The following is a 19,045-nucleotide window of genomic DNA, read 5'->3' as shown; positions in this document are numbered from 1 at the left end:
CTCGGCTCGTTCGAACTGGCCGACCTGCCGCCCGCCCCGCGTGGCGTGCCACAGATCGAGGTCACCTTCGACATCGACGCCAACGGCATCGTGCACGTGACCGCGAAGGACAAGGGCACGGGCAAGGAGAACACGATCAAGATCCAGGACGGCTCCGGTCTGTCCAAGGAAGAGATCGAGCGGATGGTCAAGGACGCCGAGGCTCACGCCGAGGAGGACAAGGCCCGCCGCGAGGAGGCCGAGGTGCGCAACCAGGCCGAGTCGCTGGTGCACCAGACCGAGAAGTTCATCAAGGACAACGAGGACAAGGTGCCCGCCGACGTCAAGGAGAAGGTCGAGGCTGCCATCAAGGAAGCCAACGACGCTCTCGCAGGCACCGACATCGCGGCAGTCAAGGCCGCGGTCGAGAAGCTGGCCACCGAGTCGCAGGCCCTGGGCCAGGCGATCTACGAGGCCAGTGCCGCCGAGGAAGCCGCCAACACCGACGGTTCCGGCGCGAGTGGTGCCGACGACGTCGTCGATGCCGAGGTCGTGGACGAGCCGTCCGAGTCGGAGAAGAAGTGACGTCCGACAACACCGAGCAGGAACCGGTCACTTTCGTGGACAAGCGGAAGATCGACCCCGAGACCGGTCGGACACGGGACGCGGAGCCGGTAGTGGAGCCCCTCGCGGGCACCGCTGCCGCCCCGCAGCCCGGCTCGGTGGACGAAGGGGACCTGCCGGACACGGCAGCTCCGGAGACGGACGAGTTGGCGGAGCGCACCGCCGACCTGCAGCGACTGCAGGCGGAGTACGCCAATTACCGCCGCCGCGTCCAGCGCGACAAGCAGGCCGACATCGCGAATGCCAAGGCGTCCGTCGTCGGTGAGCTCATCGCGGTGCTGGACGACCTCGACCGTGCACGCAGCCACGGCGACCTCGACTCGGGGCCGCTGAAGGGTGTGGCAGACAAGCTCACCGGCACCCTCACCTCGCTCGGCCTGAGCGAGTTCGGTGCCGAGGGCGACGCATTCGATCCGGCGCTGCACGAGGCAGTGCAGCACGAGGGTGAGGGTCACGACCCCGTTCTCGGCACGGTGATGCGAAAGGGCTACAAATTCGGTGATCGCGTCCTGCGGCATGCGATGGTAGCTGTGATCGATCGCGCAGGCGATGCCGGCGCGAACACCTCCGACGAGGCGGCGATGCCCGCCGAGTCGGAACAAGAGTAAGAGCGAGAGGAGGAGACGCCCAGTGAGCCAACGGGAGTGGATCGAAAAGGACTTCTACAAGGAGCTGGGCGTCTCGTCCCACGCGTCCGCGGACGAGATCAAGAAGGCGTACCGCAAGCTCGCCCGCGACCTTCACCCCGACGCGAACCCCGGCGACACGAAGGCCGAGGAGCGTTTCAAGTCCGTCAGCGAAGCACACGCCGTGCTCTCGGATCCTGCCAAGCGCAAGGAATACGACGAGGCCCGGCGACTGTTCGCGAGCGGCGGTTTCGGGCAGGGCGGCGGCGGATTCAATCCCGGAGCCGGCGGTTTCGGTCAGGGCGGATTCGACATCAACGACCTGTTCGGTGGCGGCGGCGCGGCCGCCGGTGACGGCGGTCTCGGCGACATCTTCGGTGGCCTGTTCAATCGCGGAGCCGGTGGTGGCGGCGCGACCCGCACGACCAACCGTCCCCGTCGTGGCAGCGACGTCGAGACGGAGACGACCCTCGAATTCCGTGAAGCCACGCTGGGCGTCACAGTCCCGCTGCGGCTGACCAGCCCGTCGCCGTGCACCACCTGCCACGGCAGCGGTGCCAAGCCGGGAACCAGCCCGCGAGTCTGCCCGCGCTGCAACGGGACCGGAATCGTGAGTCGCAACCAGGGCGCGTTCGGGTTCAGCGAGCCGTGCGACGACTGCCGCGGTACCGGCTCGATCATCGATTCGCCGTGCGAGGTGTGCCACGGCAACGGCGTCACCAACCGGACCCGCACCATCACCGTCCGCGTTCCCGCGGGTGTCAGCGACGGACAGAAGATCCGGCTGGCAGGCCAGGGGGAGGCGGGCCTGCGCGGCGCGCCGTCCGGCGACCTGTTCGTCACGGTCCGGGTGCGTCCCGACAAGGTGTTCGGCCGCAACGGCGACGACCTCACCCTCGTCGTCCCCGTCAGCTACGGTGAGCTCGTGCTCGGAACCACCGTCTCCGTCCCCACGTTGGAGGGGCGCGTCGGTGTGAAGATTCCGGCAGGCACAGCCGACGGCCGGGTTCTGCGGGTACGCGGCCGAGGCGTTCCCAAGCGTGCGGGTGGCGCCGGTGACCTGCTGGTCACGGTCAAGGTCGCCGTTCCGCAGAAGCTCGACGACCCCGCCACCGAAGCACTGAAGACCTATCTGGAAGCAGAGAAGGCCAGCGGATTCGATCCCAGGGCCGGGTGGGCAGGTGCCTGATGAGCGATACGACCCAGGATCCACGCGAGACCGCCGTTGATCCGGACGCCCAGATCTTCGTGATCTCGGTGGCCGCGGAACTCGCCGGCATGCATGCCCAGACGTTGCGCAACTACGACCGGCTCGGTCTCGTCACCCCGCACCGCACGTCCGGTGGCGGGCGACGGTACTCGCCGCGGGATGTGGCGCTGCTCCGTGAGGTGCAGCGCCTCTCGCAGGACGAGGGTGTCAACCTCGCCGGGATCAAGCGGATCATCGAACTCACCAACCAGGTGGAGGCTCTGCAGCACCGGGTTCGCGAGCTGGCCGAGGAGATCGCGAAGATTCACGCCGGCTACCGGCGCGACCTCGTGCCGATCCCACGGAGCAATGCGCTCGTCGTGTGGAAGCCGCGACACCAGCGCTGACCCGGCGATCTCTCGGGTGAACCGAACCGATGTCGCACTGGTCCCGTCGGAGTGAACCAGTGCGACATCGGGCCCCAACCCCCGGCTTATCGGTCGCGGTTGCTCCAGCGGGGCCCGCGGCGGGTGCGTGATCGCGGAATGTTCATCTCCTCGAGACGTGCCTTGATCTCCTCGGTGGTCCACATCGTGCGGGAGACGGTGGGGGTGGGGGTCTCGGTGACGTGCATGATCATGTTCTCCGGCTTTCGTCGAGTGTTCGGTGGATGGTCGGGATCGTCTGTCAGGGGTGTCCGTACAGGTGGTAGCCGGCGTTCATGTTCGGGTAGCCCGAGTCGATCCAGCTGCTGATGCCGTAGGCGTGGCCGTAGTTGGCGTCGACGCGGGTGCCGTCCACGTCGGTCGTGTTGCTGTAGTTGTCGGCGCGGAACACGGCCTGGGCACCACCGGGAAGTGAGTAGGTGGCATCCACCTCGACGCCGTTCGGGTCGGTGGAGAATGCCTTCACGATCTGGCTGCTGTGCGGGGCGAGGTAGTCCGACGGCGCCTGAATCCACTGCCCGTAGGGGTTCGACGAGCCCGCGAGGACCATCGGCAGGTCGGTGTCGTTGCTGATCGTCATCGCGATCGTGGGTCCCGATGTCGGCATCGTGCCCGCCGTGGCAACACCGGCTGCGGCGATGGCGAATCCGGTGACGGCCACTGCGGTGGCGGGCAGTGCGATGAAGAGGGCGACGCGGTGGCGGGCGGTGGTTCGCATGATGGCTTCTCCTGAGTTCTGACGCTTCGGGGGAACGTTTGGGGCCGTGGGGGTTTCGGTTTCCGATCTCCCCGTTTCCGGTGTGCACCAACTATGTCGCGAAAACGCGCCGTCGTCTGTCCACCGACAGGACCGAGGGTGGGATGAATCCGGTGTCCACCGATCGGGGGACACCGGCGCCGCGAAGTGCTCCGCGCGGGCGTGCTCTCGTGAGAAAGTGAGCAATGGACTTCGCCGGAGTCGCTTCGCATCGGGCCGCGCCGTGAGCGCCGTGCGGGTCGTGGTGGGCGACGACCACCCGATCTTTCGGGACGGTGTCGTCCGTGCGCTCCTCGCGAGCGGCGACATCGAGGTGGTCGGCGAGGCGGACGACGGTGCGGCGGCGCTCGCCCTGATCCGTGAACTCGCCCCCGACGTCGCACTGCTCGACTATCGGATGCCGGAGCTGGACGGTTCCCAGGTGGCGGCGGCCGTGCGACGAGCCGAACTCGCCACGCGGGTGTTGCTGCTGTCGGCGCACGACGAGTCCGCGATCGTCTACCACGCGTTGCAGGAGGGGGCGGCGGGGTTCCTGCCGAAGGAGTCGACCCGGGCGGAGATCGTGAAAGCCGTCCTGGACTGCGCTCAGGGCCGTGACGTCCTCCCCGCCTCCCTCGCGGTCGGACTGGCCGGCGAGGTGCGGCGTCGCAGTGAACCGGTCGGGCCTGCGCTGAGCGGTCGGGAGAAGGAAGTGCTGGCGCTCATTGCGCGCGGCCAGAGCATTCCCACGATCGCCGGTGAGCTGTATCTGGCGCCGTCGACGGTCAAGACCCATGTCCAGCGTCTCTACGAGAAGCTCGGGGTGAGCGACCGCGCGGCCGCGGTGGCCGAGGCGATGCGACGCGGCTTGCTGGAGTGACGTGCCGCTTCCGTCCCAGAGTCGCGTAGTCCGTCGCTACAGCACCGAGGCCGTCCGGGTGACCGCCATACTCCGGTTACCGCTGATCGGGCTGATGGCGCTGCTCGGGCCGGTGATCCGCGTGGTGCACTGGAAACCCGACGTCTTCGCGGCGCTGCTGATCGGGTACGCGGCTCTCGCGCTCGGCTGGCTGATCTTCGTCCTGGTGCGCGATGTCGGACCGTGGGCGGGCTGGGTGTCCACCGCGGCGGATGTCACCGCGGTCGTGGCGTTGTGCATCGCCTCCGGCGGCGCGACGTCGGTGCTGCTGCCGGTGTTCTTCCTGCTGCCGATCTCGGTGGCGTTCCAGTACCGGCCGCGTCTGACGGCGATCGTCGGGGTATGCACTGCCGTCGGGTACCAGGTGGTGTGGATCATCTACTCCAAGCGCGACGACGCAGTCGGTTTCCCCGACGAGGTGTACCTCTACTTCGGTTTCCTGTTGTGGCTCGCGGCCGCGACGACGGCGTTGTCGTACGTGCTGGTCCGGCGCTCTGCGACGGTGATCTCGCTGATGGATGTACGCAGGCAGCTGATCGCCGAGTCGATGGACGCCGAGGAACGCGAGCGACGGCAACTGGCCGAGGACCTCCACGACGGGCCCCTGCAGAATGTCCTGGCCGCCCGCCTGGACGTGGAGGAAGCCCTGGAGCGAAACCCGGACGACATGCTCGTCGCCGCGGAGTCCGCACTCCGCGAGACCGCGGCGCAACTGCGGTCCACGGTCACCACACTGCATCCGCAGGTCCTCGCGCAGCTTGGCCTCACCGCGGCGCTGCGCGAGCTCGCGGATCTCTACGCCCGGCGGGGGTTCGAGATGTCGGTGAGCCTCGACGACGTCGGTCACCCCGACTGCCAGGAGTTGCTCTACCGGGTGGCGCGGGAACTGCTCACCAACGTGACCAGACATGCCCGTGCCACGACGATCGAATTCACACTCACCCGCGCCGACGGGCGGACCACGCTGACGGTCGCCGACGACGGCGCCGGTTTCGATCCGGCCGTCGTCCCGGAACGGGTCGCGCAGGGGCACATCGGGCTGGCGTCGCACATCGTGCGGGTCGAAAGCGTCGGCGGCACCTTCGACGTCACGTCCACACCCGGATCGGGCACCCGCGTGGTGGTGACGGTGCCGGACTCCGGCTGATCCAGGCCCGACGAGGTCACTGCGGGTGGCGGCCCTCGGCGAATTCCTCGACGATCTTCGCGCAGAACGCGGGCAGGTCGTCGGGGTTGCGGCTCGACACCAATCCGTTGTCGACCACTACTTCCTCGTCGACCACGGTTCCGCCGGCGTTGCGGATGTCGGTGCGCACGCTGGGATACGACGTGAGGGTGCGGCCGCGGACGACGTCGGCCTCGACCAACGTCCACGGTCCGTGGCAGATCACGCCCACTGGTTTGCCCGAATCGACGAAGTCGCGGACGAAGGCGACGGCCGACTCGTCCAGCCGGAGGTGGTCGGGGTTCGTGGTGCCGCCGGGCAGGATGAGTGCGTCGAAGTCGGCGACCGACACGTCGCCGACGACCGCGTCGACGGCATAGGTGCCTGCCGCGTTCACATCCGAGCTCATGGCCTGGATCTTGCCGGGGGACAACGAGATCAGCCGAACTTCCGCGCCGGCGTCCTCCACGGCCTTCCGGGGTTCGACGAGTTCGACTTCTTCGACGCCGTCGGTGGCCAGGATCGCGACCTTCCGGCCGCGCAGTGTCTCTGCCGATGTCATGGGCAATTCCTTCCTCTGGTGAACACAAGCGACGGGTACCCGGTCGGCCCGAGGCCAATCGGGTGGGAATCAGAGTCGTCGGAGATCGGTGGTTGCGGGGCCCTCGAGAAGTGTTCCGCCGGCAGTGAATCGGGACCCGTGCAGCGGGCAGTCCCACGAAGCCTCCGCATCGTTCCAGCGGAGCACACCACCGAGGTGCGGGCAGACGGCGCAGACGCGCTGGGTGTGACCGTCCGAGGTGTACTCGCCGACGGGGAGCAGTCCCTCCCGCACGATGCGAGCCCGGCCTTTCCCTCGTTGTCGCCCCACGAGCGCGTCGCCCCAGCCCGCGACCATCTCCACCGCCACCTCGCCGTTCGCCTTCACTGCCGCCGGAAGGTCGAAAAGCTGCGTCGGCGAATAGCTCTGGAATGCCTCGGCCCACCGCATGTGGCCACCCAGAATGCGTCCGGCGAGCACGAGGCCGGCGGCGACGCCGTTCGAGAGTCCCCACTTGCCGTAGCCGGTGGCGACGAGAATGCCGTCACTGCCGGGAACCAGTGGGCCGACGTAGGGGAGCGCGTTCAGCGAGGAGTAGTCCTGCGCCGACCAGCGGTGGGTCGGCGTCGCCCCGGGAAAGTGACGGCCGGTCCAGGCCAGCAGATCGTCGACCGCGGCCTGCGGCGACGTGCTGCGGCCGACGTCGTGACCGTTGCCGCCGACGACCAGAACACGACCGTCGTCGGCCGGGCGCAGCGACCGCGTGGGCTGATCGGCGGTCAGGTACATGCCCCCGGGTGCACCGCCCGGCATCCGGAACGCCGCCGCGTACGATCGCTCCGCCTTCAGCCGGGCGAAGAATCCTCCGCGATCGAGGATCGGAGTTCCCGTCGCGAGAACCACGCGGCGGGCTTCGGTGTCGCCGTCCGGCGTCGACAGGACGTGGAATCGCACCAGCGTCCGGACCGACGTCACGCGACGGTGCTCGAACACGTCGGCGCCGTGCGTGATCAGGTCGCGGGCCACTGCATGGAGAACGGGCATCGGGTCCAGGTACGCCTGGTCGTCGAGCGTGACGGCGTCGACGTGGGGCACCGGGATCTCGATTTCGGGTACGAGTCGCACAGGCAGGCCCGCCGATCGGGCGGCCGTGTACTGGGCGCGCACCGCGTCGACACCGGACTCGGTCTGCGCGTACGTGAAATCCGGTGCCGTGCCGACGGGAATCTCGCGGTCGCGGCAGTACCGGAGCAGCCACTGCTGGCCTTCCAGGTTTCCCTCGACATACGAGCGCAGGATGTGCGACGCGTGGCGTCGGCCGATCTCGGCGAGCCGGGTACCTTGCAGCACACTGACCTTGCCCGTGGTGTTCCCTGTCGTGACGGCCCCGATGGTCCGCGCTTCGACGACGGCGACGTGCTGTCCCGCACGGGCGAGCAGTAGCCCGGTGATCAGGCCGGTCACCCCCGCGCCCACCACCACGGTGTCGTACCGTCCGCGTTCATCCCACGATCGCCCCGTCACCGCGCCGCGGTGACCGGCGACGTGATCGAGCCAGAGGGAAGGCATTACGGCTTCAGGAGAATCTTCACAGCGCCGTCTTCCTTCTTCTGGAAGATCTCGTACGCGTGCGGCGCGTGGTCCAGTGGCAGTTCGTGAGTGGCGAACGTGTCGACGCCCAGGGGGTCGGCGTCGGTGAGCAACGGCAGGATGTCCGGGACCCACCGCTTGACGTTGGCCTGCCCCATCCGCAGCTGAATCTGCTTGTCGAACAGGGTGAGCATCGGTATCGGGTCCGCCATTCCTCCGTACACCCCGATGAGCGAGAGGGTGCCGCCGCGCCGCACGATGTCGATGGCCGAGTACAGCGCGTGCAGCCGGTCGATTCCTGCCGTCGAGATCAGTGGGGCCGCGATGGCATCGGGCAGGTACGACGTGACCTGGTGCAGTAGTTTCGCGCCGGGGGAGCCGTGCGCTTCCATGCCGACTGCATCGATGACGGAATCGGGGCCGCGGCCGTCGGTCATCTCCCGGATCACGTCGCCGAGTTCGCCCTCGGTGTCGTTGAGGTCGACCGTCTCGATCCGTCGCGCCCGCGCACGGGCGAGACGCTCGGGCACGAGATCGACGCCGATGACCCGAAAACCCTTGTGCGCGGCGATGCGTGCCGCCATGTCGCCGATGGGTCCGAGCCCGAGAACGACGACGGAACCGCCGTCGGGTATCTCCGCGTACTCGACGGCCTGCCATGCCGTCGGCAGCACGTCGGACAGATACACGAAACGTGAATCCGGTGGACCCTCCGGAACCTTGATGTGGGTGTTCTTCACGTGCGGCACCCGCAGATACTCGGCCTGGCCGCCGGGAACGCTCCCGTACAGTTTCGAATACCCGAACAGCGCCGCACCCATACCCTCGTCCCGGATCTGGGTGATCTCGCACTGGGTGAACAGTTTCCGATCGCACATGTGGCAACTGCCGCAGGATATCTGGAACGGGATGACCACCCGGTCGCCGACCTTCACGTCGGTCACCTCCGACCCCACCTCGCGGACGATGCCCATCGGTTCGTGACCGAGGATGTCGCCCTCGTTCATGAACGCGCCGAGCACCTCGTACAGGTGCAGGTCGGAGCCGCAGATGTTGGTGGTGGTGATCTCGACGATCGCGTCGGTCTTCTGTTCGATCACCGGGTCGGGGACGGTGTCGACGCTGACCTTCCGTTTGCCCTGCCACGTCACGGCTCTCATCGGGCTCTCCGGTTCGCCTTCTCGATCGCGTCGACGAGTTCGTCCTTGGTCATGGTCGACCGGCCGTGTATGTCGAGCCGCTGCGCGATGTGCATGAGGTGGTCCTTGCTCGCGTTGGCGTCGACGCCCTCGGCCGTCTCACCTGACGCGTTCGGGCCGCCGCTCTTCGCGCGCTCGTCCGAGGGGCCCTTCTCGTCCTTGGCCTCCCAGTGGTCCCCGACCTTCTCGTAGCTGTGTTTGAGGGCGTCGTACGCGACGCGATGCGCGCGTTCCTCGTCCCCGTACTGATCGATTGCGGAGTCGTACACCTTGGCGAACGTGCGCTGCGCCTTCTCGGACGACTTCTTCAGCGTCTCGGGAAGCTCGCTCTTCTTCGGCTTGCCGCTGTCGGTGGTCTTCGGCACGGAAATCCTCCTCGGGTGTAGAGGTGCCCGCTCGGATGATTACCCGACTCTCGGAGATTTACGCGAGTGGGGGAGGAACTCGACCCGGCACGGACGTCAGCGCCTGCTCGAGCAGTTCCAGGGCACGGTCGGTGGTGGCGGTCACGACGTCCTGAGGTTCACCGTCGAAGCGGTGCATCTCGGTGTCGATGCGGCCGTGGGTGAACAGTCCGAACCAGACGGTCCCCGGCGGCTGCCCGTCCTGGGGGTCGGGGCCGCCCGCACCGGTCACTGCGACGGCGACGTCGGCGCCGAGCAGTTCCGCGACCGCACCAGCCATCGCGCGGGCGCTGGCCTCACTGACGACGGGACCGTCCGGGACCTTCAGCACCCGGTGTTTCACTTCGCTGGAATACGCGACCACGCTGCCCCGGTACCAGTCGGAGGACGCGGGCGCCGCGCCGAGAATGCACGAGATCTGCCCGCCGGTGAGGGATTCCGCCGTCGCGAGGAAGACGTGCGCGCTCCGCGCCGCGGTCGAGATCCGTTCTGCGATTCGGTCCTGCGGACTCATGGACCTCACGTTATCGGACGTGTCACGGCCAGGAGTTGCCGTCGGCACCCCGGAGGTGAGTGGAACAGGTTTCAGTTTTGCCGGTTTCCGGTTAGGGTGTCGGTGACCCAGGACACAGGAAATCCAGGCCGCCGGACCACGCGCCTCGGCGTCGCGGGAGTAGAAGGATTACAGATGACCGACGAGTTCGCAGATCTGCATCGACCCGCCTTCGCTGCAGACCTCCTCATCACTGCACTGGAACGCAACTCCGACAAGCCGGCGCTCTACCTCGGCGACGTCGTCCTCACCGGCGGTGAGATGCGCGATCAGATCAGTTGCTTTGCACAGGCACTGGCTTCGCTCGGAATCGGCAAAGGCACGAGCACCGCCATGCTGTCCAAGAACAGGCCCGAAGTGCTCATCAGCATGGGCGCCACCATGATCTCCGGATGCCGCGCCAGCGCGCTCAACCCGATGGGCTCGCTCGACGACCATCTGTACATCGTCGGCGACGCCGAGATCCAGACGCTGATCTTCGATCCCACCGCCTTCGAGGGGCGCGCCGCCGAACTGGTGGCGCAGTCGCCGTCGATCGAGAACGTGTTGTCGTTGGGGCCGTCCGAAGTGGGTACCGACATTCTCGCCCTCGCCGAGACGTTCACCCCGCAGCGCCTGCGGGCGGCGGACGTGGCCGCCGACGACAACAGCAGCATGGTGTACACCGGCGGCACGACCGGCAAGCCGAAGGGCGTCGTCGGCTCCTACCAGTCCGGCGCGACGCTCAACCAGATCCAGATGGCCGAATGGCAGTGGCCCGACGAACCACGTTTCCTCATCTGCACGCCGCTGTCGCACGCCGGCGCCGCGTTCTTCATCCCGACCCTGCTGCGTGGTGGCGCGCTGATCGTGCTGCCCGCGTTCGAGCCCGGTGCCGTTCTCGAGGCGATCGAGAAGCACAAGATCTCGGCCACGATGCTCGTCCCCACCATGATCTACCTGCTGATGGATCACCCCGACCTGCCCAACCGGGACGTGTCCAGCCTGCAGACACTCTTCTACGGCGCCTCGGCGATGTCGCCGGCCCGGTTGAAGGAGGGCATCGAGAAGTTCGGCCAGATCTTCTTCCAGTTCTACGGCCAGACCGAATGCGGAATGACCATCGCGGTGCTGCGGAAGGAAGAGCACCTGGCAGACGATCCCAGCCGGCTCGCGACGTGCGGGCGTCCCGTGCCCTGGCTGAACGTCGCCCTGCTCGACGACGACCTGAACGAGGTACCGCAGGGTGAGCTCGGCGAGATCTGCGTCCGCGGCCCGCTGGTCATGAAGGGGTACTGGAAGAAGCCCGACGAGACCGCCGAGGCGTTCCGCGGTGGTTGGCTGCACACGGGCGACGTCGCGCGCAGGGACAAAGACGGATTCATGACGATCGTCGACCGCAAGAAGGACATGATCGTCACCGGCGGATTCAACGTGTTCCCCCGAGAGATCGAGGACGTCATCTCGGCACATCCGGCCGTCGGCTCGGTCGCCGTGGTGGGTGTTCCGGACGAGAAGTGGGGCGAGGCAGTCAAGGCGTGCGTGGTGTTGCGGGCCGGGCAGGCGGTCGACGCCGCCGAACTCGTCGAACGGGTACGGGCCGCGAAGGGATCGGTGCACGCGCCCAAATCGATCGACTTCGTCGACACGCTGCCGCTCACTCCACTCGGCAAACTGGACAAGAAGGCGCTGCGCTCCCGGTACTGGGAAAGTGCAGACCGAGCGGTCGGATAGCACGACCAGGGCGGAAAACAAGGGACCTGGTCTGCGGCGTGGCGCCCGCGCCTATAGTCTGCCCAAGTACTTCGCGGCGGGGCCGCGTTCAGTCGGTGACGAGGATGCGCGGTGGATTTACAGGCAATATCGCTGGTCCGGTCGAGTTTCAAGGCTATCGCGGCGGTGCCGGACGGGCCCCAGACTCTGTCGCGGTCCTTCTATGCCCTGTTGTTCGCGCGGTATCCCGACGCCCGGGATTTCTTCCCCGCGGCCATGGACGAGCAACGCGACCGGTTGATCTCGGCCGTCCAGTACGTGATCGAACGACTCGAGGAGGAATCCGGGCAGATCCTCGCCTACCTCGCCCAGCTCGGCCGCGACCACCGTAAGTACGGAATCGAGGACGCGCACTACGTCGCCGTCGGTAACTCCCTGATCGCCGCGGTGGAGCAGTTCCCCTCGACCGAGCCGTGGACCGACGAACTCGAGCAGGCGTGGCGCGACGTCCTCGCGGTCGTCGCCGCCACCATGATGGACGCGGCCAATGCAGAGAGCGGCCCGCCGGCGTGGGGCGCGACCGTGATCGAGCACCTCCAGGTCCGCAAGGACGTGTCGATCGTCCGCCTGCAACTCGACGAGCCGATGACTTACACCGCCGGCCAGTACGTGAGCGTGCAGGTGCCGTCGCGTCCCCGGATGTGGCGGTACCTGTCGCCGGCGAACCCCGCCAACGACCAGGGCATCATCGAGTTCCACGTCCGCCGGGTGTCGGGCGGCTGGGTCAGCCCCGCCATCGTCAGCCAGACCCTCGTGGGCGAGCGGTGGGTGATCGGGTCCCCGCTCGGCGACCTCGGAGTCCGGTACGACAACGGTCGCGACATCCTCATGATCGGATCGGGGACAGGAATCGCGCCGTTGCGCGCGCAGATCCTGCAGATGTCGCAGCGCGGCCAGGACCGCCGCGTCCACGTCTTCTTCGCCGGCCGGTACCCGTGCGACCTGTACGACCTGGGCACCCTGTGGGCGCTCGCGGAGCAGAATCCGTGGCTGACCGTCGTTCCGGTCACCGAGGAGGACGAGGACCCGTGGTGGTACACCGGCCCGAGCAGCGCCGCGCTGCCCGGCATGCACCGCCGACTGACCGGCAAGGTCGGGCAGGTCGTCGCCGACTTCGGGACGTGGGCCGAGCGCGACATCCAGCTCGTCGGCTCCGAGGCGATGATCAACACCACCAAGTTCCGGCTGCACGCGGCGGGCACTCCGCCGGAGAACATCCGGCACGACCCGTCCTACTGATCCGAACGGCTCAGTACGGGTCGAACTGAATGTTCTCCGTGGGGGTCCCGGTGGCCCGGAGGCGGTCGAGGGTGGCGCGGACCATCGCCGCCGAACCGCACACCAGCACCTGGTGCTCGGTGAACGCGCCGTAGGACGTCACGACGTCGGGCAGTGAGCCCTCGATGAGGTCGTCCTCGGTGAACCCCACGTCCACCCTGGTGCGTTCGTACCATTCGTCGGTCCACTCCGGATTCACGACGTTCTCCACCACCGGGATGACGGTGAGCCACGGCAGATCCTGCAGCAGCAGGTAGAGCATGTCGGACGCATAGAGATCGCGCGGCGTCCGATCGCCGGTGAACAGGAACACCCGCGGCGGATTCGGCTTGCGCGACAGGTCCAGCAGGATCGACCGAAACGGGGCCAGGCCGGTGCCCCCGGCGATCATGATGACGTCCGGCCCGTCCTCGTCGACGGACATCGTGCCGCGCGGTTCGAGGATCTGCCACTGGTCGCCGGGCGAGGTCCCCGTGACGATGCCGCCGCTGACCCAGCCGCCGGGCACCGTCCGGACATGGAATTCGAGCTTGCCGTCCAGTGACGGCGGCAGGGCGGGGGAGAGTCTGCGCAGCAGTCGCGGGTTCTGAGGCACGCTCACGTCCACGTATTGCCCCGGCACGAACGGGACGTAGTCACCGACGAGGCGGACCACGGCGAGGTCGTGCCGCAGGCGGTGATGTTCGACGACAGTGCTGGTCCAGGTGGTCTGCGTGGCTTGCATGGCGTGATGCTCTCCCGACGGTCGAACCGGATAGCGGATGGGCGGGGACGGGCTGCGCGACTAGATCAGGGGGTCGTGCCGGATCAGTTCGGGTGGTGTACCGCCGCCCTGCAACGCGTACACGGTGGTCTTGATCATCGCCGGAGAACCGGAGATCTGGATCTGCCGGTCCGCCCACGACCCGAACCGGGCGACGACACGGCCGAGCTGCCCCTGGAGTCGTTGATGCAATCCCGGCGGCGCCTCCGGGGCGGGAATCGTGTGCCACCACGGGTCCTCGTCCTCCTCGGACACGGGAACCACGGTCAGCCACGGATTGCTCAGCGACAGGTGCCACAAGGTCTCGATGTCGTACAGATCGCACGGATACTTGCCGCCCACGAACATGTGGACCCGCGGATTGTTCGACCGCATCGCCATTTCCATCACCTGGGCGCGCAGCGGCGCGATGCCGGTCCCCGAACCGATCATCAGGACGTCCTGCCCGCTGTCGCGGTCGACCTCGAGACCACCGAGCGGGGAGCTGAGCAGCCAGCGGTCGCCCACCTGCGTCTCGTTCACGATGGCGGGGCTCACCCACCCACCCGACACGCGGCGCACGTGGAACTCGAGCTGGCCGTACGGGTTGGCGGGGATGGCAGCCGACAGGTACCGCCACATCCGGGGCCGCTGCGGGATCTGGACGCTGAGGTACTGGCCCGCACCGTAGGGGATGGGGGAGTCGGTCTCGAGACGGACGATCGCGAGGTCGTCGAGGCGGCGTTCGTGATCGACCACGGTGGCGCCCCACGCGGCGGGCAGGTCGTCGGTGTCCGCGGCGTCGGCCATCGTGTGCAGGAGGAGGTCGAGCAGTTCCGTCCAGGCCGCGGTCAGCGAGGGCGTCCAGATGGCCTGGGTGAAGGAACTCTGCACGGCGACCAGCAGCGCATTGCCCGACGCGAAGTAGTGCCTGCCCTCGACGCCGTACTTGCGGTGGTCCCGGCCGAGCTGGCTGAGGAAACCGAGGACCCGGCCCTCGTCGTCGAGGTTGTCGATGACGAACTGCAGTGCTTGGAACAGGCGGTGACCCTGCTGATCCAGCGCAGCCGGGAAGAGGGAGCGGAATTCGGGGTGTTCGGCGAACAGGGTGGCGTAGAACGTGGTGGTGAGCCGGTTGCGTCCGTGTTCGGTGGACACGATCGACGAAAAGCTGGCGCGCAGACGCGAAATCACGAGCGGATCGAGGCAATCTCGTGTCAAGCCGTCCCCTGCCTCCGTGCCTGCTGATTCGAACACCCGCATTCTAGCCGTCCCGCGGGCGGACCCCGGGTTACGGCAACGGCCGGTTCGGCGTGTGCCCCCGGTATTTCGGTGGGTCGCTATTGAGCTGTGACCACCGGCAAGGCACGATGCATCCAGTTAACAGGCAGTGTTACCGAGGGGGGCACATGAGAGTTGGCGGTGCGCGGGATCGGGGTCGGTTTCGTCCGGGGATGCCCAGTTCGGTCCGGGTCCGCCGGACTGCCGCTGTCGTGGCGGCCGTGACGCTGACGGTGATCAGCGGCGGAGGCGTCGTCTCCGCGGAACCCCGGACGACGATCGAGTCGATCTCGGCCGACGAGGCGCCCGACGGTTCGCGGTTGGTCGAGGTCACCACGGTGGGCGAATCGCAGATGAACTTCACCGTCCACTCGACCGCCATGGACAAGGACATCACCGTCCGGGTCATCCGGGCCGCGTCGGAGAAGCGTCCCACCGTCTACATGCTCGGCGGCGTCGAGGGGAACTCCGAGCAGTTCGGCTGGGAGCAGAAGGCGGACGTCGAGAAGTTCTTCTCCGACAAGGACGTCAACGTGGTCATCCCGTTCGGCGGCCAGTCCAGTTACTACGCGGACTGGAAGCAGGACGACCCCGAGCTCGGGCGGAACAAGTGGCAGACGTTCCTGACGAAGGAACTGCCACCGATCGTCGATTCCGCGCTCGAGACGACCGGGAAGAACGCCATCGCCGGGCTGTCCATGTCCGCGACCAGCGTCCTCAACCTCGCGATCTCCGAGCCGGGGCTGTATCAGAGCGTCGGGGCGTACAGCGGGTGCGCGATGACGAGCGACCCGGTGGCGCGGCGGTTCGTCGAGATCACGGTGTCGGACTTCGGCGGCAACCCCGAGAACATGTGGGGTGCGGCCAACGATCCGCTGTGGGCCGCGAACGATCCGTACGTCAACGCGGAGAAGCTCCGGGGGACCACCCTCTACATCTCCAATGGCAGCGGGTTGCCGGGACCGTACGACACCCTCGACGCCCGGACCGTCGGCGGCGACCGTCGCAACCTCGCGACGCAGGTCGTGGTGGGTGGTGTCATCGAGGCCGTCACCAACGACTGCACGATGCGGCTGGCGGAGAAACTCCGCGCCCTGGACATTCCGGCCACGGTCGACCTCCGGCCGGTCGGAACACACTCGTGGGGGTACTGGCGCGACGACCTGTCCGCGTCCTGGCCGACGATGGCGGCCGCGATCGGGGCCTGACATCTCGCCCCGCGAAGCGTCGCGGGGCGAGAGAATGGGTGAAGCGGAAAATTTTCAAAGTTGAGCGGAACAGACTCAACCCTTCGCGCGTTAAGAAGATGACAGCGTCGCCACGTGCCACTCGGCCGCGGGCGGCGGACCGCTCTACAACGCCAGAAGAGGTGAACAGTGGACTCGTTCAATCCGACCACCAAGACCCAGGCCGCGATGACCGCTGCGCTCCAGTCGGCGTCGTCGGCCGGTAATCCCGACATCAGGCCCGCGCATCTGCTCGTGGCCCTGCTCGACCAGACCGACGGCATCGCCGCCCCGCTGCTCAAGGCGGTCGGCGTCGATCCCACCGTGGTCCATCGTGAAGGGCAGGATCTCGTCGACCGGCTGCCGAAGACGACGGGCGCCACGACCACACCGCAGCTCGGCCGCGAGGCCCTCGCCGCACTCACCGCAGCACAGCACCTCGCCACCGAACTCGACGACGAGTACGTGTCGACGGAACACCTGATGGTCGGACTCGCCTCGGGTGAGTCGGACGTGGCCGGACTGCTGAAGCGGCACGGCGCCACCCCCGAGGCGCTGCGTGACGCGTTCACCACCGTCCGCGGCAGTGCGCGCGTCACCAGTCCGGATCCGGAGGGGACGTACCAGGCGCTCGAGAAGTACTCCACCGACCTCACCGCGGCGGCCCGGAACGGCAAGCTCGACCCGGTGATCGGCCGCGACAACGAGATCCGCCGCGTCGTGCAGGTGCTCAGCCGCCGGACCAAGAACAACCCGGTGCTGATCGGTGAGCCCGGCGTCGGCAAGACCGCCATCGTCGAGGGGCTCGCCCAGCGCATCGTCGCCGGCGACGTTCCCGAATCGCTGCGCGGCAAGTCGGTGATCTCCCTCGACCTCGGATCGATGGTCGCGGGCGCCAAATACCGCGGCGAGTTCGAGGAGCGGCTCAAGGCCGTCCTCGACGACATCAAGAACTCGGCCGGTCAGGTCATCACGTTCATCGACGAGCTCCACACCATCGTCGGTGCGGGTGCCACCGGTGAGTCCGCGATGGACGCGGGCAACATGATCAAGCCGATGCTCGCCCGCGGTGAGCTGCGGCTCGTCGGCGCGACCACGCTCGACGAGTACCGCAAGTACATCGAGAAGGACGCGGCCCTCGAACGCCGCTTCCAGCAGGTGCTGGTGGGTGAACCGTCCGTCGAGGACACCGTCGGCATCCTGCGCGGGCTCAAGGAGCGGTACGAGGTGCACCACGGCGTGCGCATCACCGATTCCGCGCTGGTCGCCGCCGCCACGCTCAGCGACCGGTACATCACGTCCCGGTTCCTCCCGGACAAGGCGATCGACCTCGTGGACGAGGCCGCTTCGCGGCTGCGGATGGAGATCGACTCGCGACCCGAGGAGATCGACTCCGTCGAACGCATCGTCCGCCGCCTCGAGATCGAGGAGATGGCGCTGCAGAAGGAATCCGACGCGGCGTCGAAGGACCGGCTCGAGAAGCTGCGTCAGGAACTGGCCGACGAACGGGAGAAGCTCAATCAGCTGACCACCCGCTGGCAGAACGAGAAGCAGGCCATCGACTCCGTGCGCGGGGTCAAGGAGCAGCTGGAGACGCTGCGCGGCGAGGAGGAACGCGCCGAACGCGACGGCGACCTCGGCCGGGCCGCGGAGCTGCGGTACGGCCGCATCCCGCAGCTCGAGAAGGAACTCGAGCAGGCGGCCCGCGAGTCGGGTGCCGCCGCCGACGGTGACGTCATGCTCAAGGAGGAAGTGGGTCCCGACGACGTCGCAGACGTGGTCGCGGCATGGACCGGCATCCCCGCCGGCCGCATGATGGAGGGCGAGACCGCCAAGCTGCTGCGGATGGAGTCCGAACTCGGCAAGCGGGTCGTCGGCCAGGAAGAGGCCGTCGTCGCCGTCTCGGATGCGGTTCGCCGCGCCCGCGCCGGAGTCGCCGACCCCAACCGGCCCACCGGGTCGTTCCTGTTCCTCGGACCGACCGGCGTCGGTAAGACGGAGCTCGCGAAGTCCCTCGCGGACTTCCTGTTCGACGACGAGCGCGCCATGGTCCGCATCGACATGTCCGAGTACAGCGAGAAGCATTCGGTGGCCCGGCTCGTCGGAGCCCCGCCCGGATACGTCGGGTACGAGGCGGGTGGCCAGCTCACCGAGGCCGTGCGGCGGCGTCCGTACACGGTCGTGCTGTTCGACGAGGTGGAGAAGGCGCACCCCGACGTGTTCGACATCCTGCTCGCCGTCCTCGACGAAGGCCGGCTGACGGACGGTCAGGGACGCACGGTCGACTTCCGCAACACCATCCTGATCCTCACGTCCAACCTCGGTGCGGGTGGATCACGGGAGCAGGTGATGGATGCGGTCCGGCACGCGTTCAAGCCGGAGTTCATCAACCGGCTCGACGACGTCGTGATCTTCGACCCGCTCACGGAAGAGCAGCTCGAGTCCATCGTCAACATCCAGCTCGACCAGCTGTCCCGCCGGCTCGCGGCGCGGCGACTGACGCTGGACGTGTCCGACTCGGCCCGCTTCTGGCTGGCCGTCCGCGGCTACGACCCCATGTACGGGGCCAGGCCGCTGCGCCGGCTGATCCAGCAGGCCATCGGCGACCAGCTCGCGAAGCTGCTGCTCGCCGGTGACGTCAAGGACGGTGACACCGTCCCCGTGAAGGTGTCCGAGACCGGGGACGCGCTCGTCCTCGGCTGATCCGTATGTGAGTGGCACGGTGTGCTCCCGCACGCCGTGCCACTCACCTGTGTTTTCACAGCGACGTCTTAAGTTTCGTCGTTACCCTGGAC

At 67.7% G+C, this 19,045-nt stretch carries 19 protein-coding genes; 10 read left to right on the top strand and 9 right to left on the bottom strand.

What is annotated here, in order from left to right; translation table 11 throughout:
* The 4 genes from AZG88_RS32955 to AZG88_RS32940 form a co-directional block, all read left to right on the top strand.
* On the top strand, positions 1-564 hold a 564-nt coding region (locus AZG88_RS32955; protein ID WP_156517682.1), incomplete at its 5' end, for an Hsp70 family protein.
* A complete protein-coding gene (gene grpE / locus AZG88_RS32950; protein ID WP_005238343.1) occupies positions 561-1,211 on the top strand; it encodes a nucleotide exchange factor GrpE in 651 nt (216 codons plus the stop codon). The genes AZG88_RS32955 and grpE, both read left to right, overlap by 4 nt.
* Before the next feature lie 22 nt (positions 1,212-1,233).
* Positions 1,234-2,418, top strand: coding sequence for a molecular chaperone DnaJ (gene dnaJ, locus AZG88_RS32945; RefSeq protein ID WP_005238348.1), 1,185 nt, complete (start codon positions 1,234-1,236; stop codon positions 2,416-2,418).
* On the top strand, positions 2,418-2,825 hold the full coding sequence (locus tag AZG88_RS32940) for a heat shock protein transcriptional repressor HspR (protein WP_005238357.1): 408 nt from the start codon (positions 2,418-2,420) through the stop codon (positions 2,823-2,825). The genes dnaJ and AZG88_RS32940 overlap by 1 nt, the downstream gene beginning before the upstream one ends.
* A gap of 86 nt (positions 2,826-2,911) precedes the next feature.
* On the opposite strand, the gene AZG88_RS53045 is transcribed toward AZG88_RS32940, so the two are convergent.
* Positions 2,912-3,052, bottom strand: a complete 141-nt coding sequence (locus tag AZG88_RS53045) for a hypothetical protein (RefSeq protein WP_187300170.1) — start codon at positions 3,050-3,052, stop codon at positions 2,912-2,914.
* A 53-nt stretch (positions 3,053-3,105) separates the two neighbouring features.
* Positions 3,106-3,582: a hypothetical protein gene (locus tag AZG88_RS32935; protein WP_005238358.1), complete on the bottom strand. Its 477-nt coding sequence runs from the start codon at positions 3,580-3,582 to the stop codon at positions 3,106-3,108.
* 271 nt (positions 3,583-3,853) lie between these two features.
* Here AZG88_RS32935 and AZG88_RS32930 point away from each other — a divergent pair, with 271 nt between their 5' ends.
* Both AZG88_RS32930 and AZG88_RS32925 read left to right on the top strand, forming a co-directional pair.
* Positions 3,854-4,480 carry a response regulator gene (locus tag AZG88_RS32930; protein ID WP_025432069.1) on the top strand — a complete coding sequence of 209 codons (627 nt, stop codon included), beginning with the start codon at positions 3,854-3,856 and terminating at the stop codon, positions 4,478-4,480.
* 1 nt (position 4,481) lies between these two features.
* Positions 4,482-5,666, top strand: coding sequence for a sensor histidine kinase (locus tag AZG88_RS32925; protein ID WP_061700228.1), 1,185 nt, complete (start codon positions 4,482-4,484; stop codon positions 5,664-5,666).
* 16 nt (positions 5,667-5,682) lie between these two features.
* On the opposite strand, the gene AZG88_RS32920 is transcribed toward AZG88_RS32925, so the two are convergent.
* The 5 genes from AZG88_RS32920 to AZG88_RS32900 all read right to left on the bottom strand — a co-directional run bounded on the left by AZG88_RS32920 (position 5,683) and on the right by AZG88_RS32900 (position 9,932).
* Positions 5,683-6,246, bottom strand: coding sequence for a type 1 glutamine amidotransferase domain-containing protein (locus AZG88_RS32920; protein WP_061700227.1), 564 nt, complete (start codon positions 6,244-6,246; stop codon positions 5,683-5,685).
* Positions 6,247-6,315: 69 nt separating this feature from the next.
* Positions 6,316-7,794 (bottom strand): FAD-dependent oxidoreductase, encoded by a 1,479-nt coding sequence (locus tag AZG88_RS32915; RefSeq protein WP_061700226.1) that lies wholly within the window; start codon positions 7,792-7,794, stop codon positions 6,316-6,318.
* Positions 7,794-8,975, bottom strand: a complete 1,182-nt coding sequence (locus tag AZG88_RS32910) for an alcohol dehydrogenase catalytic domain-containing protein (RefSeq protein WP_061700225.1) — start codon at positions 8,973-8,975, stop codon at positions 7,794-7,796. The genes AZG88_RS32915 and AZG88_RS32910 overlap by 1 nt, the downstream gene beginning before the upstream one ends.
* Complete coding sequence (locus AZG88_RS32905; protein WP_005238369.1) at positions 8,972-9,379, bottom strand: ChaB family protein; 408 nt, start codon at positions 9,377-9,379, stop codon at positions 8,972-8,974. Before AZG88_RS32905 ends, AZG88_RS32910 begins: the two co-directional genes overlap by 4 nt.
* Before the next feature lie 58 nt (positions 9,380-9,437).
* Positions 9,438-9,932 carry a CinA family protein gene (locus AZG88_RS32900; RefSeq protein ID WP_061040622.1) on the bottom strand — a complete coding sequence of 165 codons (495 nt, stop codon included), beginning with the start codon at positions 9,930-9,932 and terminating at the stop codon, positions 9,438-9,440.
* Between the two features lie 174 nt (positions 9,933-10,106).
* Here AZG88_RS32900 and AZG88_RS32895 point away from each other — a divergent pair, with 174 nt between their 5' ends.
* Positions 10,107-11,684 carry an AMP-binding protein gene (locus AZG88_RS32895; protein WP_061040621.1) on the top strand — a complete coding sequence of 526 codons (1,578 nt, stop codon included), beginning with the start codon at positions 10,107-10,109 and terminating at the stop codon, positions 11,682-11,684.
* A gap of 111 nt (positions 11,685-11,795) precedes the next feature.
* A complete protein-coding gene (locus AZG88_RS32890) occupies positions 11,796-12,962 on the top strand; it encodes an FAD-binding oxidoreductase (RefSeq protein WP_005238376.1) in 1,167 nt (388 codons plus the stop codon).
* A gap of 10 nt (positions 12,963-12,972) precedes the next feature.
* Here AZG88_RS32890 and AZG88_RS32885 read toward each other — a convergent pair whose 3' ends face one another.
* A complete protein-coding gene (locus AZG88_RS32885; RefSeq protein WP_061700224.1) occupies positions 12,973-13,725 on the bottom strand; it encodes an FAD-binding oxidoreductase in 753 nt (250 codons plus the stop codon).
* Between the two features lie 60 nt (positions 13,726-13,785).
* Positions 13,786-15,006 carry a globin domain-containing protein gene (locus AZG88_RS32880; protein WP_025432071.1) on the bottom strand — a complete coding sequence of 407 codons (1,221 nt, stop codon included), beginning with the start codon at positions 15,004-15,006 and terminating at the stop codon, positions 13,786-13,788.
* A 191-nt stretch (positions 15,007-15,197) separates the two neighbouring features.
* Between AZG88_RS32880 and AZG88_RS32875 the strand changes: the two genes are divergently transcribed.
* On the top strand, positions 15,198-16,232 hold the full coding sequence (locus AZG88_RS32875) for an alpha/beta hydrolase (RefSeq protein ID WP_025432072.1): 1,035 nt from the start codon (positions 15,198-15,200) through the stop codon (positions 16,230-16,232).
* 168 nt (positions 16,233-16,400) lie between these two features.
* A complete protein-coding gene (gene clpB, locus AZG88_RS32870) occupies positions 16,401-18,953 on the top strand; it encodes an ATP-dependent chaperone ClpB (RefSeq protein WP_061700223.1) in 2,553 nt (850 codons plus the stop codon).
* Positions 18,954-19,045 lie beyond the last annotated feature (92 nt).

The organism is Rhodococcus sp. LB1 (assembly GCF_001583455.1).
In the GTDB taxonomy this organism is placed as follows: domain Bacteria; phylum Actinomycetota; class Actinomycetes; order Mycobacteriales; family Mycobacteriaceae; genus Rhodococcus_F; species Rhodococcus_F opacus.
Note: the sequence above shows the minus strand (reverse complement) of the source record. Positions and strands in the feature narration are given on the sequence as shown.